This is a genomic window from Specibacter sp. NPDC078692 (genome assembly GCF_040686835.1).
Classification (GTDB): domain Bacteria; phylum Actinomycetota; class Actinomycetes; order Actinomycetales; family Micrococcaceae; genus Specibacter.
The window spans coordinates 40,300-56,309 of sequence record NZ_JBFBLV010000003.1 but is presented as its reverse complement, the minus strand read 5'-3'; the positions used below and the strand labels follow the sequence as shown (position 1 = coordinate 56,309).

Annotated in this window: 10 protein-coding genes and 2 pseudogenes; 5 read left to right on the top strand and 7 right to left on the bottom strand. The window is 59.1% G+C overall.

All coding sequences use genetic code 11. The features are described from left to right. Positions 1-651 precede the first annotated feature (651 nt). Both AB0O97_RS03000 and AB0O97_RS02995 read right to left on the bottom strand, forming a co-directional pair. Positions 652-2,115, bottom strand: coding sequence for a multicopper oxidase family protein (locus AB0O97_RS03000; protein WP_363879771.1), 1,464 nt, complete (start codon positions 2,113-2,115; stop codon positions 652-654). After that, positions 2,112-2,372: an SHOCT domain-containing protein gene (locus AB0O97_RS02995; protein ID WP_270107486.1), complete on the bottom strand. Its 261-nt coding sequence runs from the start codon at positions 2,370-2,372 to the stop codon at positions 2,112-2,114. Before AB0O97_RS02995 ends, AB0O97_RS03000 begins: the two co-directional genes overlap by 4 nt. An 889-nt stretch (positions 2,373-3,261) precedes the next feature. Between AB0O97_RS02995 and AB0O97_RS02990 the strand changes: the two genes are divergently transcribed. The 3 genes from AB0O97_RS02990 (at position 3,262) to AB0O97_RS02980 (ending at position 6,926) form a co-directional block, all read left to right on the top strand. Continuing rightward, positions 3,262-3,858: a DUF305 domain-containing protein gene (locus AB0O97_RS02990; RefSeq protein ID WP_363879767.1), complete on the top strand. Its 597-nt coding sequence runs from the start codon at positions 3,262-3,264 to the stop codon at positions 3,856-3,858. A 133-nt stretch (positions 3,859-3,991) separates the two neighbouring features. Further along, complete coding sequence (locus tag AB0O97_RS02985) at positions 3,992-4,567, top strand: CueP family metal-binding protein (RefSeq protein ID WP_363879764.1); 576 nt, start codon at positions 3,992-3,994, stop codon at positions 4,565-4,567. Between the two features lie 97 nt (positions 4,568-4,664). Then, a complete protein-coding gene (locus tag AB0O97_RS02980; RefSeq protein WP_363879761.1) occupies positions 4,665-6,926 on the top strand; it encodes a heavy metal translocating P-type ATPase in 2,262 nt (753 codons plus the stop codon). Here the strand turns inward: AB0O97_RS02980 and mobF are convergent. The 5 genes and pseudogenes from mobF to AB0O97_RS02955 all read right to left on the bottom strand — a co-directional run bounded on the left by mobF (position 6,923) and on the right by AB0O97_RS02955 (position 13,763). Next, positions 6,923-10,495, bottom strand: coding sequence for a MobF family relaxase (gene mobF / locus AB0O97_RS02975; RefSeq protein WP_363879758.1), 3,573 nt, complete (start codon positions 10,493-10,495; stop codon positions 6,923-6,925). The two genes, AB0O97_RS02980 and mobF, sit on opposite strands and share 4 nt — an antisense overlap. Before the next feature lie 452 nt (positions 10,496-10,947). Next, positions 10,948-12,240: an APC family permease gene (locus AB0O97_RS02970; RefSeq protein WP_363517881.1), complete on the bottom strand. Its 1,293-nt coding sequence runs from the start codon at positions 12,238-12,240 to the stop codon at positions 10,948-10,950. A gap of 176 nt (positions 12,241-12,416) precedes the next feature. Further along, positions 12,417-12,569 (bottom strand): annotated as a pseudogene (locus AB0O97_RS02965) (IS30 family transposase); the annotation flags it as partial. Positions 12,570-12,715: 146 nt separating this feature from the next. Then, entirely contained in the window at positions 12,716-13,483 is a 768-nt protein-coding gene (locus tag AB0O97_RS02960; RefSeq protein ID WP_363879755.1) for a M23 family metallopeptidase, read from the bottom strand. Between the two features lie 157 nt (positions 13,484-13,640). After that, positions 13,641-13,763 carry a hypothetical protein gene (locus AB0O97_RS02955; protein WP_363879752.1) on the bottom strand — a complete coding sequence of 41 codons (123 nt, stop codon included), beginning with the start codon at positions 13,761-13,763 and terminating at the stop codon, positions 13,641-13,643. A gap of 214 nt (positions 13,764-13,977) precedes the next feature. Here AB0O97_RS02955 and AB0O97_RS02950 point away from each other — a divergent pair. After that, a pseudogene (locus AB0O97_RS02950) lies at positions 13,978-14,322 on the top strand (SCO6880 family protein); the annotation flags it as partial. Positions 14,323-14,547: 225 nt separating this feature from the next. After that, positions 14,548-15,999, top strand: coding sequence for a reverse transcriptase domain-containing protein (locus AB0O97_RS02945; protein WP_363879750.1), 1,452 nt, complete (start codon positions 14,548-14,550; stop codon positions 15,997-15,999). Positions 16,000-16,010: the final 11 nt, after the last annotated feature.

Here is a 16,010-nt window from a genome sequence, read left to right as displayed (position 1 = left end):
ACTGCTCCCGCACCTTTCAAGGAGGGCACTAAAAAGGCCCGAATCTGCGAGCTACACGCAGATTCGGGCCTTCTATCAGGCGCTTAGACCGGAACTTCGGAGAGGGGTTAGAAGTCCCAATCCTCGTCACCACCCGCGTAATTCCGCGGATTATCGGCCTTTGTGGAGTTGTCGTGCCCCCAGCGTGCCACTTTGAAATGGGCCTGGTGTCCACCTCGCGAAAGCGGTCGCTGGCACACTTTCAAGGGTAGTCGCGCGTGGTCCCCCGGGCAACGAAAACTCACTCAGGCGACGCGGGAACTTTGAAAGCCGTCGTCGTGTCCGACTCCTCGATGGCAAGGTCAAAATCTGCTTCAGTCATTGTTGCCAGCAGGCCTGTGGGGGCTCGCATCGACCCATCAGAAGCAGTTGGCAGATCGGTATTTGGTGTCTGCCACCAGTCCAGGAGTGCCTCTGCCGTCTCCGTAGAATCTCGTTTGGCAAGCCTGGGTGTCTCGCACTGAGGTAGAAAAAGAACAAGCTCGCGTCTCATCTAGAGAAGCGAGCCTGCCGTGTTACTTCAACAATACGTGGTGCATCCGGCAACATCAAGTAACGGAAACTACGCGGCAGCGGTGGGTTTTGGCCAGGTCGCAACGCCGCTGCAGCTGGTCAGCCGACATCGACGATGGCCATCATGCCAGCATCTTCATGATCAAGGATGTGGCAGTGGTATACGGTGCGCCCCGGGTGACGAGCGAAGTCGATGAGCACCCGCACTCGACCTTGTGCAGGAACATTGACGACGTCACGCCAAACCTGTTCGCTGACCGGTTGCCCGTCCGTCTCGATCACCTGCATCGGCCATACGTGTAAATGGAAGGGGTGATCCATGGGTGTGGGGTTCGTGATGAGCCACTCTTCCACGGCTCCCGCAGCAACGCGTTGGTCAACTCGGTCGATGTCGAAAGTACGACCGTCGAATCCGAGATCCATCATGCTCCCGCCACCGCGCATCATCGACCCCATTCCCATGGTGAAGGCAATCTCCCGCCGCCGCGCAACAGGCTGCTCGCGTAGATCCCGAAGAACCGGCGAGCGAACTGGCACCGTATCTGGCGTAGAAGTCTCTTGCCCGGAGACAGTGAGCGTGGCAATGGCCTCAGCTCCGGAGAGGTTTCGACCTCCCATCATTCCCATTCCCATTCCCATTCCACCACGGTCGTAGCCCAGTGTCTGAAACTCACCACTACCGGCGCTCATGCTCACGAGAAGGTCGGCGCGATTACCGGGAACCAGGAGCACGTCCCGCACTTCCCGGGGAGCCTGTTCTTGACCCCCGTCGATCCCCAGCAATTCCAGGCGCTGCCCAGGCAAGGCCAAACGTAGGTAACGGGAAGTGCACGCATTGATCACTCGCCAGCGTTCCCGCTCCCCAGGTCGTGCCGACATGTGTGGGCGGTGCTGCCCGTTGACCAATAGGAGGTCACCTTCACGGCCCATCATCACGTCCATGCCCGAGGCGGTCGCGATCTGTCCTCCAGCGGTGAGTGAAATGTCGGAGACGACGAGCACCCGCTCTCGACTGACCGGCATTTTTTCATCCTCGACAATAAGTGCACCGTACAAGCCACCGAATAGCTGGTCAGCGACTGAGCCATGCCGATGAGGGTGATACCAGCACACACCAGACGGGTGATCCTCTGGCAAGGTAAACCGGTAACCAAAACTCTGCCCAGGGTCTATAGAGAGGAAGGGGTTGTCACTATTCCCCGAGGGAGAAACCTGTAGCCCGTGGGTATGCAGGTTGGTTGGGGTGTCCAGTTCGTTACGCAACTGCACCTCGATGGTGTCTCCCGGTCGCACCCACCAGGTTCTCCCCGGCAATGTGCCCCCGTAGGTCAGGGCCTGTACCTGTCGTCCGGCGATGGTCACCTCTCGACGAGCGGCGACAAGATCCACCTGCAGCAAGCCACCGCTGCTGCGTAACACCTCTGGCTCAACCAGCAGATCACCATCAGCCACGCGCCCACCCCAGGGAAGACCAGTCCGAGAGAGACCGATCCCTCCAATAGCGACACCGAGCCCTCCCACAGCCCCGAGCTGGAGCGCCTGTCGACGGGTGATCGGTTTCATGCGTCAGGTGCTCCGTCGAGTCGTTGACGTCGCTCGTCGTACTCACTGGTGTCAATTTCTCCACGGGCATAGCGCTCATCAAGCAACTCGCGAGCCCCATTGGTCCCGATGCGATGAGGTGTCTGTCGAGGCCCACGTGCCGCGAAGGCTCGAACAAGAACCACGATCAGTATGACAATTCCCACCACGAGCAGGACGAGGAAGACCCAGCTCCAGCCCATACCCCACCAGCCCATGTGGTCCCCATTCGGCCCCATTTCCCTCACCTCCGGGGTGCTGTCTCCAAGACGGCGCGGCAACTGTTGAGATGATCTCGGCGAAACAGTAATTGTTCCAACAGTCATCGAGTCATTGGACTCAATTCTAGTCGAGACCCGGTTCACCGACCATGTGTAACTGCTGCGGGTGAATCAAGTACTGTGAAACTGACCGTGCGTCAGCCTCTGTTCGAGTTCTCGTATCGACACAGTGGCGCCCCCACGTCGAACGAATTCTCAGGTGGTACCCCAGGGAAGTATCGCCTCGACATGATTGAATAGCACGTAGGAGTCGAGTTGCGAAGTACCTGTCGTAGAGGTGATGGAATGCCAGTTCTACGTGACCTCCCCTCGGCTCTGTTCGATCTGAAGCCTCGCCGGTTCATCGTCGCCACCTTCGCGATCGGCGCTTTGCTTCTGTGCGCTTTCCTCATGCACTCTTTCGGGCTTGGTCAGAACCATGAGAGCTTGCCGACCGCGGCATCCACGGTGCACGTCGAGGCTGACGCTGGAAGCCATTCAACACTGGTCGCCGCCAGTCACGGCACCCAAGCGTCAATAGCCCAATCTGACGGCGCCTCGGGTCTTAGCGGCGCGTGCGGTGCGGGCTGCGGCGGATCTGACGCGATACAGATTGCCTGCATACTCGCGTTTCTGAGCACCGTTGTATTCTTCATTTTCTTCCTCCCCCGCCTTTTGTCAACGAATCAAAGGCTTCGTGAGCGTGCGATAGACATGGTCGTGAGCGTGCGGGCTGGTCCTCGCCCGATGACGCCGTCGCCACAGGAACTTTCCATTAGCCGGACTTGATCGGCCTTCTGAGGTTGCGCCACGTGCGCGCCGCCTCAATTCGCCGACCCCAAAATTCTCCGACCCTTTGGAAAGACTCATGAAACTCCGAACACTTTTCGTTATCCCTGGCATCCTCGCAGCTGGTCTGGTCCTGGCCGGGTGCTCGACTGGCCCTGTCGAGTCAACATCGCCGCAGTCCACAACTGCACCATCCGTGACTGAAGACTCCAACTCCGCTGACGTGATGTTCGCGCAGATGATGGTGCCTCACCACGTACAGGCCGTGGAGATGTCCGACGTGATCCTCGCGAAGGATGGGATCGACCCTCGCGTCATCACCCTCGCCGAAGAGATCAAGGCGGCTCAACAGCCTGAAATCGACGCACTCAATGGCATGCTCAAATCGTGGGGCATGCCCCAGGCCTCGACGGACGGCATGGCCATGGATCACGGCGGCAGCATGGACGGCATGATGACCGAAGAAGACATGGCCGCACTCGACGCTGCGACAGGGACAGAAGCAAGCCGACGGTTCCTTGAGCAGATGATCGTTCACCACGAGGGCGCGGTCGAGATGGCGCAAATCGAGGTTGACTCGGGGACGAACCCGGATGCGGTGGCGATGGCACAGGCCATTATCGACACTCAGAATATCGAGATCGAGACAATGCGCGAGATCCTCCAGAGCCTTTAGCTCACCGTTCGGTGTGGGCGATGTTGCTTCCAGCAATGCCCGCACCGAACCCATACCCCTACTTTGACTTCCGCTGTGCTCCTCGTGGTGAACCCGCGAGGAGCACAGCGGACCGCCACTGAAAGACTATGAAATGAAACGACCAACCGTCCTCGCCACAGCTGCCGCCGCAATCCTTGCCCTCGTGCTGGTCGGCTGTTCTGCGCCTGACACGAACCAGGACTCGGCTGGGGCAGATCTGCTCGCCGAGTACGGCCTCGCCGACATGTCGGCGCCGGAGATCATCGACAGCCTCGACCGAATGAACGTGAGCGATCGCCCATCAGACTTGATCGCATCCGTCCGCCCCGATGCACTCGTTCTCACAGACAATGTCCAAGAAGTGGTCCTGGACATGCCGGATGACGTCACGTATTTGTCGATAGCGCCATACATTGAGCAGACCCATGAGTGCTTCTTCCACAGCCTCACGACCTGCCGCGGCGAGCTGTCGGGGCAGGACATCGAAGTACGCATCGTTGACGACGCAACCGGCGATGTGATCGTCACAGAGTCCACGACGACGTTCGATAACGGGTTCGCTGGATTCTGGGTTCCTCGTGACCTACAGGGAACGATCGAAGTGACATACAACGGCCGATCTGGCACCACCCCGTTTTCCACCGCCGACGAGAAAGCAACCTGCATCACAACGCTCCAGCTCATGTGAAACGACGTGCCGCCGAATCCTTAGTGACGACGCCCCTCTCGCCCCCATCGGGCCGACGTCTCCATCGCGACGTAGCCAGCAATAGACGGGATCTTAAATGAACCAACAGCCAAACCACGACCATCACGGCCACCACCCGTCTGATGGCCACGACCACGGTTGGCCGGACACGCCGATCGAGCACGCCACTCACGGCGATCGTGGCGTTCAACACTCGAATGGACATGCAAACCTCGGCATGCACGCCGAGCCCGCCGTCGCGGGCAGCCGGGATCCCCACGGAGGTCACGATGCTCACTCCGGCCATGGAAACGGTTCAGAGGGACATGATGCCCATGCTGACCATGATCCGGGTGCACATGCCGGGCACAGCGTGGCGATGTTCCGTAACCGGTTCTGGTTGACACTCATCCTTTCAATACCAGTGGTCGCGTTCAGCCAGATGATCGGGATGATCTTTGGCTACGACCTGCCCGAGACCGGCTGGACGACATGGATTGCCCCTGTTCTGGGCACGGTCATTTTCTTCTACGGCGGTATGCCGTTTCTGAAGGGCGCGTTGCGGGAGATTAAGCTCCGACAGCCGGGGATGATGCTGCTCATCGCGATGGCGATCACGGTCGCGTTCCTCGCGTCGTGGGTCACGTCGCTTGGTGCCGGTCTCGATCTTGATTTCTGGTGGGAGCTCGCCCTGCTGGTGGTCATCATGCTGCTGGGCCACTGGCTTGAAATGCGCGCACTCGGTGGGGCATCAAGTGCCCTCGATGCGCTAGCGGCCTTGCTGCCCGATACCGCCGAGTTGGTCCATGAAGACGGGGCCGTGGAACAGGTCCCGAGTGCCGATGTCAGCGCCGGTGACCTCGTGCTCGTGCGTGCGGGAGGACGCGTTCCGGCCGACGGCACTGTCGAATCCGGATTCGCGGACATGGATGAGTCCATGGTTACGGGCGAGTCGGCGTCCGTTTCCCGAGCCGTTGGCGATACCGTCACCGCGGGCACCGTTGCCACTGACTCAGCAATCCAAGTGCGCGTGACCGCGGTAGGCGAGAACACAGCACTGGCTGGCATCCGTCGACTCGTGGCGGACGCGCAAGCATCCTCGACTCGGGCCCAAGCCCTCGCCGATCGCGCAGCGGCTCTGCTGTTCTACTTCGCCGTCGCGGCTGCCGTGATCACCGTGGTGGTGTGGATCATTGTCGGCAGCCCCGCCGACGCCATTACCCGCGCGGTGACGGTACTGATCATCGCCTGCCCTCACGCACTCGGGCTCGCGATTCCTTTGGTGATCTCGATCGCGACAGAACGGGCTGCCCGCGCTGGCGTTTTGGTGAAGGACCGGCTGGCGCTGGAACGGATGCGCAGCATCGACGTGGTGATGTTTGATAAGACCGGCACTCTCACGGAGGGACGCCACGCCGTTGCCGCAGCCACAGCCGTTCCGGGCGCCGACCCTCAGCGCGTGTTTCGGCTGGCTGCCGCGGCGGAATCACCGAGTGAGCACCCCGTTGCTCGCGCGATCGTCGCATGGGCAAACGGGCACAGCGACGGGTTGCCGATTCCATCGGTCTCCGAGTTCCGCTCCGAGCCGGGTGTCGGAGTTTCAGGAACCGTCGATGGCACCAAGGTTCGCGTTGGTGGGCCCCGGCTCCTCGCCGCACTCAACCTGTCCGTGCCCGAAGGCATCCAGGCCGAGGTCACCGAGTGGGAATCAACCGGGTCGAGCGTCCTGTTCGCGGTCATCAACGGCCGCATCGAGGGTGCATTCTCGCTTGAGGACGTCATTCGCCCCGAATCGCGTGCCGCCATTGATGAACTGCACCGTCGTGGGATCCGGGTTGGCATGATCACCGGTGACGCACAACAGGTTGCGGATGCGGTCGCAGCCGATCTCGGCATCGATGAGGTGTTCGCGGGAGTTCTCCCCGGGGACAAGTCCGCCAAGGTCGCTGAACTGCAGGAGCGTGGTTTCAAGGTTGCGATGGTTGGTGACGGGGTGAACGATGCACCTGCTCTTGCACGCGCAGACGTGGGAGTTGCGATCGGGGCCGGTACCGACGTCGCGATCGAGTCGGCGGGCGTCGTTCTGGTGTCGAGTGACCCGCGTGCCGTGCTCAGCGCGATCGAGCTTTCACACGCCTCCTACAAGAAGATGGCGCAAAACCTCGTTTGGGCGACCGCGTACAACGCCATCTCGGTGCCGCTGGCCGCTGGTGTGCTCGCTCCCATCGACTTCAACCTGCCACCGGCCGCCGCGGCAGTGTTGATGTCGCTGTCCACGATCATCGTTGCCCTGAACGCCCAGCTTCTCCGTCGCCACGAGCTGAACCCGGAGATACTGGCGCCAGTGCATACTGCCTAGCTGTACCCAAACGCTGACCGATCAAGGAGGCCGCGCGTTTCCCGCACCCGTTCCCGTCCGTGCTCTTGAGTTCGACGGGCACGAGCATCTCTTATGACGCGGAGAGCGGCTTCCGCGCGAGCGTAGTCGACCTTCTGTGTTGTGGAATCGGGCGAGGCTCCGAGTACCGCGGCACTCGTGATCTGATATCGGTCGCGGTAGGCGGCGATCACGGACGCTGCACGATACCAGGCGGCGGCGCGCTGCGGGTCTGCGGGCTCGGCACCGAGAGCTGCAATCCATGGTGCCGAGTCAGCGACCGCGGTGTTGAGAACTACATCGACTCGCTTCTCGATGAGATCACGACGCTCGACGAGAGCCTGCTGCATTTCCTCACTCATGGCGCCAATCGCCTCGTGGATCAGCCCGGCGACCAGCCTGGGCGCAGAATAGCTACGACCCGATCCCGCAGCCCTCGTGGTAGCCGCAGCGACTCGATGTCGAATCACCGCGGCGATGTCGTCTGCGTCGCCGAAGTCACGTGCGCGGACAACACGCGGGAGCAAGTCTGCTACGTCGTGATGGTTGGCCTCGGCTCGGCGCAGCTCGGTGGTGAGCGGGCCGAACGCATCCGAATCGATGACTTCGTCGGCTTGTTCTGCATTGAGACCGGATGCTCGCACCAGAGATGCCCACCGGTCACGTTGCGCCGCTGCTGCGATCGTTTCGTACTCGGCAGCAAGCTGGGCAATCGTTCCCCGAGATTCGTGTTCGACGGCGATGGTTTCGTGCGCGGAGAGTTCCGCGCCGACGTGCTGCAGCACTCCGGTGAGCACGCTACGGCCGGTGACTTCGTCGTTCTCGCCAGGATGTGGACCATCGTGGGAAGCATCGGGCTTGTCGACCGCGACGTAGGCGACGTTGGCGTCACGACCCCGAGTCATCGCCACGTAGAGGTTCTCCCGAGTCATGGTCGAGTCGATGAGCACGTGGGCAGTGTCGGTGGTGAGACCTTGCGCGCGGAAGGACGTCACGGCGTAGCCAAGTTCGACGTGCTCCGCTACATAATCGGCTGGCAGAAGAACGCTGGTCCCCCAGGAAGTTCCAGCGCGTCGAACAAGCATCGATCCGTCGCGTCGGACGTCGACGACGTTCCAGCGATCTCCGTTGCGTACCCAGCCTCGACCCGCCAGTAGACGGCGGTCGTTGCGGCGCGTAATGACGATATCTCCGGATGCCGCATAGGTTTCGTCGTGCAGCTCAGATTCACGCGACCCGCGAACGGTGCCGTCGAGGATCAGATCGGTGCGCGCTCGGTTGTTGAGCGCGGTCACCGATTCATTGGAGTCTGATACGAGAACCGTTGCACGCCCCGCGACGAGATCGCTGCGCCAGGCGGCATACGCTGCATCAATCATTTCCTCAGTGTCACCGTCAACGATGCGCTGGTGCTCGCCGTAGGTGTCGATGACGTCGATGTGGCCATGGCGAAGATCAAGGGACGCGCGCTTTTCCCAGTCATGCGTGAAGCGGTGAACATCGATCAGTTCGGGCACATCATCACGATCGTGCGTGAGCATCCCAAAGGCGCCGCCCGCGTCGACCGCCTGGAGCTGAGCGTAATCACCAACGAGCAATACTTTCGCTCCGGCCTCAGAGGCAAGCTGGGTGATCCGGTCCAGAGAGAGCGTCCCCGCCAGTGATGCTTCATCGACGATGACAAGCTGACCCGGCTGAAAGGCCTCGCCTTCGCGCAGGTGATTCTGCCACCACTTCGCCGTGTTCTCGGCGGCGATCCCGAGATCCTCGGCAAGCACTTGTGCCGCACTCGAAGAGGGGGCAAGCCCGACGACGGATCCTTGACAGTGTTCCTTTTCCCATGCCCGGCGTAGTGCGTTCATGGCGGTCGTTTTCCCGGAGCCAGCTGGGCCGACCAGCAGATCGACAACACGACCGGAGACCGCGATCTCCGTCAACGCAAACACTTGATCCTCCCCCAGCACCAAGCCCTCACTGTCAGGCTTCAGCGTGACGCGTTCGATCGTCGCCAGCGAAATCGTCGGTCCTGTCGTTGCGTGCGCGAGCTGAAGCAAGCGTTCCTCGGCGTCGAGAAGCTGACCAGAAGAGAACACCGTGGAGTTCTTCGGCCTGAACACCGACGATTCATCGCTCCTGCGAAAGACAGCTGGGCTGGATGCCAGTTCAGGAGGCGTGAGCCGAGTCGACACTGCCTCGGCAGCGTCGACAACCATGCCAATAATTGCTTCGCGATCACGTGTACTTGCGAAGCGATACTTCATCGTCTGCCGGGCAGCTTCGGCGGTGAGGTTCCAGCGGCGCCAAGTCGACCGCTTTTCCCCGACCACGTCCACGACGCTTTGCCCCAGGCCACGAACCACGTCAAGCGGTAAGTCATCAGCGCGCAGGAGCAACGGCGCCTCATTCGCGGTGATCTCGCGTGCCCAGCGAGTTGCATCCGCTCCAAGGACCTTGCCCGCCCGCTGCCTCCACTGATCGGTGAGTTCAGCAAGGGAATGGATCTCCTTCTCCGGTCTTGTGGCGAGCGTCGCTTGGGCGCGCAGTTTGATGATCGTCGTGCTGGAGGGTCGCCTGCCGTGCTTCTCCACGTACGCAGCGATGAGACGATCCTTCTCCTCATTGATGTGCCGTGAACGCGACGAGAACTCTGACACGAGTTGCTCAGGGACCTTCGCGATAGCCCAAGCCGCATTGCGGTCCCGTCCGCGATCACGCGTTTCCCACTCAACCCCGAAGAGCAGCGTGAGGTGATCAGCGAACACCGCTTCATGAAACTCCGAGAGCGCCACCGTCGCAGCGTGCAGGGGACGCCCGTCCAAGTTCCGCCATTTGCTGTCGAGCACGGTCTGCACCTTGTTGCTGATCACGACATGCGTGTGCAGATGTGGGTCGCCCGCGCGTGAGTCGTAATGGTCGTACGCTGTTGCGATCAACCCACGCACCTCGACCTGCGCAACGGCACCATCCCCTGGAGTTGCACCGGCGCGAGTGACTGCAACCTCGCGCTCCATAAACGCAACCACCTCTGCAACCGCCGCATGATGCGCGTTGACGATCAGCGACTGCGTTCCAGCGTCAGCAACGGCCCACAGCACTGAAGCTGACTTCGGGATCGAGAAGGTGAAGTCATATCCGGCCACCGCTCGTCGCGTGCCACGCTCAGATTCCTCGGCTTCAATCTCCGCGATTGCACGTCCCCGAGCGGTTGGACCCAGCTCAGGGTCGAGAGCACCAACTCGCTCCTCAACCCGCTCAGCCACCGACTTGTATGCCGGGTAGGCGCGCCCAATCGGATCACCCGTGAGGGGATCACGACCCATACCAATCAGCAGCTGGAGCTGCGCTTCGGTGACTTCATCGCCATTATGTAGCTGCCCGTTCCCGAGCGCGGTGAGGCCGCTACCCATCCATCGCCCCGGCGGCGTGCCATCGGCGTTGTAATACCTCGTCAACGGCGTCGAGAGGTCTCGGTCGCCGTCACCTGCGGCCACCGTGCGGAGCAGATATTTGTAGCCGTCACCTGCCGACATCACCCGCATCGACACCGTCATCGCAGCTCACCTTCCCTCCATCAAGGAGCAGGTGGACATGCACAACCGTAAACTCAGAGTTTACCCACGCGACTGGTCGCGACCTCGATCTGCAAGACGCGTGATGCGCATCATCGATTGATAAAATCTGTCGCAACTAAATGCTCGCGATCATCGACGGATATAGGGTCTCTTTCAAACGCGACCGCGGCTTGTCACGAGGGTCTGTTGAGGTTGGGGCAGATCAGTCTCCCGAGCCGTCGCTTCGGGTTGCCCTGGCATGGCCATGTGGATTGGTGTCATGTGACACCGGTTGGCCGACAGTTTTAATGGCACGGATAGCTATTGGGTCGAGCTACAGGCACCGCAACGTTGAAGGTGAAGACGAAATCCGTAATTGGATCAGTGCTCTGGGAACCGAGACAGCACGAGGCTCCGACATCGGCGAGGCCTCAGAGTTAGGACTCCCGGCTCTAATTCGTCTCCTCTTTTGCTCTCACCCGCATAACGATCACCTGGCCGACGATAACGGCTGTCGCAACCGCTGCAGTGACAATTACGGTTTGAAGATCGCTTTGCACTTTAAGAATCGTGAAGGGAATCAGAATCGAGAAGTTGAGCAATATTGTGAGAAGCGGTGCCCACGGCTTTGCCTTGATTTTTGTCCGGAGGTGCCGAATCACGCCCCATTGCACCGCGATGTCCATTGCGAGGTAGAGGAACGCTCCCATCGATGCGATCTGAGTGAGGTCCAGGAAGGCTGTGACGATAATCGCGAGCCCAGCCGTGATGATCAGCGGCTGTTGCGGGACGCGCGCAGGCAGTGACGGCGTCTGGCGCATGTCTTGGAGCATTCCGTAGAGGCGTGATACCGAATACAGACTGGCCAGCAGCCCGGACAGTGTGGCGACAACGGCGATCGCCACCGTGATTCCGATACCCCACGAGCCAAAGAGCGGTTCGGCTGCCGCAGCCAACGCATAATCACGCGCTTTTACCGCGCCTGCGGCCCCAATACTGGACTCTACCGAGACGGTGATCAGCATGTAGAGGACCGTGCAGACCGCCAGGGAAATGACGATCGAGCGCGCAATGTTCTTTTTCGCGTCCTGAATGTCGTCACCTTGGTTGGTTATGGTGGTGAACCCTTTGTAGGCGAGCACACACAGGACCGTTCCGGCGAGCAGTCCGACGATATCGGGGGCCTCGCCTGAGCTTTGGGCGAAGAGTCCGGATCCTGATGCGACAGCACCGACGAGTCCCGCTATAGCGAGCAGTGCGATGCCCACGATCTTGATGATCGCAGTCGTGGTCGCGGATCCTTCAACGAGCTTATTACCGAGCAAGTTCACGATGGCTGCTGCCACGATCGCAAGCACGCCCAGGAGGGGGACGAGAATTGCAGAGTCTTGTAGGCCAAATGGGCGCAGCAGGTAAGTTCCGAAGGTGCGGGCGAGGAGACTTTCCGCGACCACCATTGAGACGTACATGAACAGGGTAAACGATCCCGCAGCGACCCCCGGTCCGTACGCATCTTTCAGTAGCATCGCAATACCACCCGCAGAGGGATTCACGCTTGAATATCGCGTGTACGAGTAGGCGCTGACACCGGCGACAATCGCGCCGAGCAGAAACGCGAGCGGAAACCAGTCTCCGGCGAAGCCCGCGACCTGCCCGACGAGCGCAAAGATTCCCGCCCCGATCATCACTCCGGTGCCGAGCGAAACGGACCCGACGAGTGAAATCTTGCCCTTCGTTGCGACCATGTGAACCACTCGCTCCTTCTCGTTCAATTTCGGTTTTCACGCCATGCTTACTAAGCAGGGAGCAGTACTTTGCACTTTCCCACGTTCTAGTTTGAAGTGCAACATCAGGGTGTGGGGATGGGATCCCAGGCTAACTCGTTGAACACCTCCGCAGGAGTCGCCCAACCAAAAACTCATCGGGGACGGTTATTGACCTCGGCCACGAACTCATCCAACTCATCCTGGTGAGGTCCCCAAAACTGGTTCCCTTGGGGAGATACCGACGCAACCGCCCATTGAAATGCTCATTCATACCACGCTGCCAAGCCGAGTATGGGTCAGCGAAAGTAGGTGGGAACCGCGAGCCGGTCGGCAAGGTCGTAATAGAATGCGAGCTCGGACCCGTTATCACCGGTGGGTGCCGCCGAAATCGGGCCAGTTAGTTCGGTCAGAACTACGATGCCGCTTCCACCGTGAACACTGAGGAAAATATAAGTCAGCTTTTGGCCATTTTAGCCAAGTAGGGCATGGGGTCGATAGCTTCACCGTTCAGACGAAGGGCCAAGTGCAGGTGCGGTCCGAACGACATGCCGGTGTTGCCCACCTGCCCAGCCAGATCACCGATTTTTATGGTGTCTCCGACTTGATAGCTGTGGGAGTTGTTGGCCATATGACAGTACCGACTTGTGAGTGTCTGATCGTCGACAAGATGCTGCAGTTTTAGGCTAAAGCCACAACCGTCATTGGCAAATCCTGCTTCTAGGACGATGCCGGACGCTATCGCACGAATTGGAGTGCCGTGCGGCGCAGCCATGTCCTGTGCATCGTGAAATTGTTCGACTGGAGCGGTCCGGTATCCGAATGGATCGGTCAGACGAATTTCTTGGTCAAATGGGTAGCGCACTTTTGAGTTTTCCAGTGAGTTTGGATCGATCAATCCTTGTTCATTAGGAGCGCTTAACGGTGCACTTGTCGCTTCAACTGTATTGATAGCGTCAAACGTGGCGTCCGCCGATTCGAACGGTATACCATCAAGTGAGAGTAACTGGTTCGTCGTAACTGCGCCGGCAGCCGTTGGCTCGTTGCCGGGTATGTCAAGGGCGGGTGTGATGCTAGAAATTGCTAGCGCTCCCGCTGCCATAGTCGCGGACGTGACAACGAGCAACTTGCGAAATCGTGACCGCCCAGCTGCACGCTTGACCAGGCTACCGATTGGAGCTTCAAAATTTACTTCCTCTGAAGGGGGTGGCTCAGACGATTTCATTTGCACGTCCCGCGCGGACTCCGCTGCATCAGCGGCAAGACGGAGTGATCTTCGGGAGGGATAGCTTCGCGAGTCAGGAGTGAGTGGATTGTCGGGCATGTGATCCTTTCGAAAGGATTTGGTTTAAGAACAGAGCGCTTCCTGGTCATGTCTCGGGCTAATGAACGGGAAACAGTGACGTGATCACTGCAAAGCTTGCACTGGCAACAACCGCAGCGGCAATCAGCGCCAGGGCAATAAAAAGTATCGGCTTCTTCAATGGGTTGTTCGATTCGGACATGAGCTGGCTATCGAACCAAGGGACTGAGAACCTGAGCTCCCTGTGGGGTGATCTCGACTATGCCTCGGTCATCGACGAAGACGGGGTGATCATCGCTCGTGACGCCAAGTGCTTGTACTTGACCAGTCACACGTTCACCCTTTTCCCACTCGCCGCCAGGAGGCAGCGACCAGAGCAAACCCTCAACATCGACACCAATAACTCCACCCGAAGCACTCCGATGCGCTCTGACCAGGCTGCACGCGACATCCGAAAGAAGAAGACGGAATACATTTCCGACGCAGCCCAGCGCCAGCGCATCGGCCAGATCGAGGATGCCTCGCAAACCGCGGAGTTTCAGGACGTTCTCCAGCAGGAAGCCGATCTCACCGCTGGGCACGGTGTCCTGCGCTACACCGGGCTCATCTCGGTCTCAGCGCGAACCGCAGACGAACTCGACGCCGCCGTCGCCGCGATCGAGCAAGCGGCCATTCAAGCATCCTGCGAGACGCGACTCCTCGTCGGCCAGCAGGCTCAGGCGTTCACCGCCGCGGCGTTACCACTTTGTCGGAACTTATAACCGCGCAACTACTTACAGTCTGAGCATGTCGGGTCTGATCTGAATCACCATCTATGCCCACCCTCACGAGATGTTTTCCCCACGCGAATTAGCGTGCCTTCCAATCGACCGCAGCACTCAGATATGGTGGGGACTAGCGCGCGAAAATTCCTATTCAATGAATCAACATAGAGTCTCCGTTCTTGCGCTTGGTTGTAACCATGGGAGTTGAATCGAGGGGGATCAATGAAGGACCTCCTACCGACTGCTCGAGATGTAAAGCTCATCGCCTTCAAGGCTCAACGTCGGAAAAACTTGCTCCCAGAGCACGCAGTCCTCACTTCAGCACTCAATAACGAGATCACAAACCTACGTGAGGCCCTCTTCGCCGAGAAAGACGAAGAGGAACGCAAAACGCTGAACGCCCATCTACACGACGCCTTAGTTCAGAAACGCAATCACGAAGAAGAGGGCTTCGAGTCGCTTGCACTAGAGCTACGAAACTACATTGTTGATCAACCCGATCAACTACGGCTGTACCATCGCACTCGGTCTGAGGACGGTCGACTGTTGATGCGCTTCGAGAGCCGTCGACGCATTACAACGCTGTTTGATCGCTATGTAGCTTTGCTACTTACGCGAACCTTTCAGGTGAAACTGCACGGCAGAGATCAACTTATAAGAAGCTTTTTGAACACACTCAGGATCACTGTCCGCGGCGCAAAGAGTACGGCGCATAGGTCAGTAATCCTGTTAGATATTACAGATTTCTTCGGATCTATCGATCACGAAGTCCTGCTCAAGAAACTACGCTCCCACGCTGGCGTACCCCGGTTTGCTCTCAGACACGTTGAATCAATACTGGATGCATATTCCCGAATTACGGGGAAACGAGTTGGTCTGCCCCAGGGTGTGCCGTCTTCGTCAGTGCTCTCAGAGATTTATCTCGAAAATCTAGACCACAGGCTCAAACGGCATTCGTCTGTGGTCTTCTATGGAAGGTACGTTGACGACATCATTGTTGTCTGTCAAGGTCACGATGCAGCCAAGGTTGAGTTGCTTGTCGACCACGGCCTTAACCGTATAGGTCTCACTAAGAGCGGCAGCAAATCAAATACACATTATTACCCCGCGGGGAGACCCAGCGGATTTGACTACCTAGGTTATGGGTTCGAATTCGACAACAATACCGGTCAACTATCCTCGGTGGACCTCTCGAAGAAGAAGCTGGAACGCTATAAATCGGGATTTAAGAATCTAGCTGAGCATTTTGCAAAGGTGACATGTGGAGCTGACCGAAGAGGAATCGATTTGCTACTGGAAAGTGTCAGTTATCTCTTCGAGCCCAAAGCGACAGTTGCAGACGGGGATTCTTTGAGGATCGTGACGGGACTCGCCTATAGTTCTCGTTTCATACATCAAGAGGAACTCAAAGCGCCGCGATTGGACGGATTTCTACGGGCTGCTTCGGCGCAGCTGCAGAAAGGCCTCGATTGGGTTGCGCAGTGCGGCCCTCCTTCACATCCGAAGTGCTACTGCTGCCAGCGCGACGTCTATAAGTTCCGTGAGCTCTCCCAACTTAACCAAGTACAGCTAACACAAAAGACCGTCCTTGGGAGCAACGCGATCCCGCATTCGGACGAAAAGACACGTCGAGAGGTGGCGAGACTGCTTTGGAACTTGCACGTAGCGAAGTGACTAGGCTCCGG

What these genes read in the sequence shown, in the direction of transcription:
- AB0O97_RS03000 (WP_363879771.1), bottom strand. Translation starts at nt 2,115, where the DNA reads ATGAAACCGATCACCCGTCGACAGGCGCTCCAGCTCGGGGCTGTGGGA.
- AB0O97_RS02995 (WP_270107486.1), bottom strand. Translation starts at nt 2,372, where the DNA reads ATGGGGCCGAATGGGGACCACATGGGCTGGTGGGGTATGGGCTGGAGC.
- AB0O97_RS02990 (WP_363879767.1), top strand. Translation starts at nt 3,262, where the DNA reads ATGAAACTCCGAACACTTTTCGTTATCCCTGGCATCCTCGCAGCTGGT.
- AB0O97_RS02985 (WP_363879764.1), top strand. Translation starts at nt 3,992, where the DNA reads ATGAAACGACCAACCGTCCTCGCCACAGCTGCCGCCGCAATCCTTGCC.
- AB0O97_RS02980 (WP_363879761.1), top strand. Translation starts at nt 4,665, where the DNA reads ATGAACCAACAGCCAAACCACGACCATCACGGCCACCACCCGTCTGAT.
- mobF (WP_363879758.1), bottom strand. Translation starts at nt 10,495, where the DNA reads ATGACGGTGTCGATGCGGGTGATGTCGGCAGGTGACGGCTACAAATAT.
- AB0O97_RS02970 (WP_363517881.1), bottom strand. Translation starts at nt 12,240, where the DNA reads ATGGTCGCAACGAAGGGCAAGATTTCACTCGTCGGGTCCGTTTCGCTC.
- AB0O97_RS02960 (WP_363879755.1), bottom strand. Translation starts at nt 13,483, where the DNA reads ATGAAATCGTCTGAGCCACCCCCTTCAGAGGAAGTAAATTTTGAAGCT.
- AB0O97_RS02955 (WP_363879752.1), bottom strand. Translation starts at nt 13,763, where the DNA reads ATGTCCGAATCGAACAACCCATTGAAGAAGCCGATACTTTTTATTGCC.
- AB0O97_RS02945 (WP_363879750.1), top strand. Translation starts at nt 14,548, where the DNA reads ATGAAGGACCTCCTACCGACTGCTCGAGATGTAAAGCTCATCGCCTTC.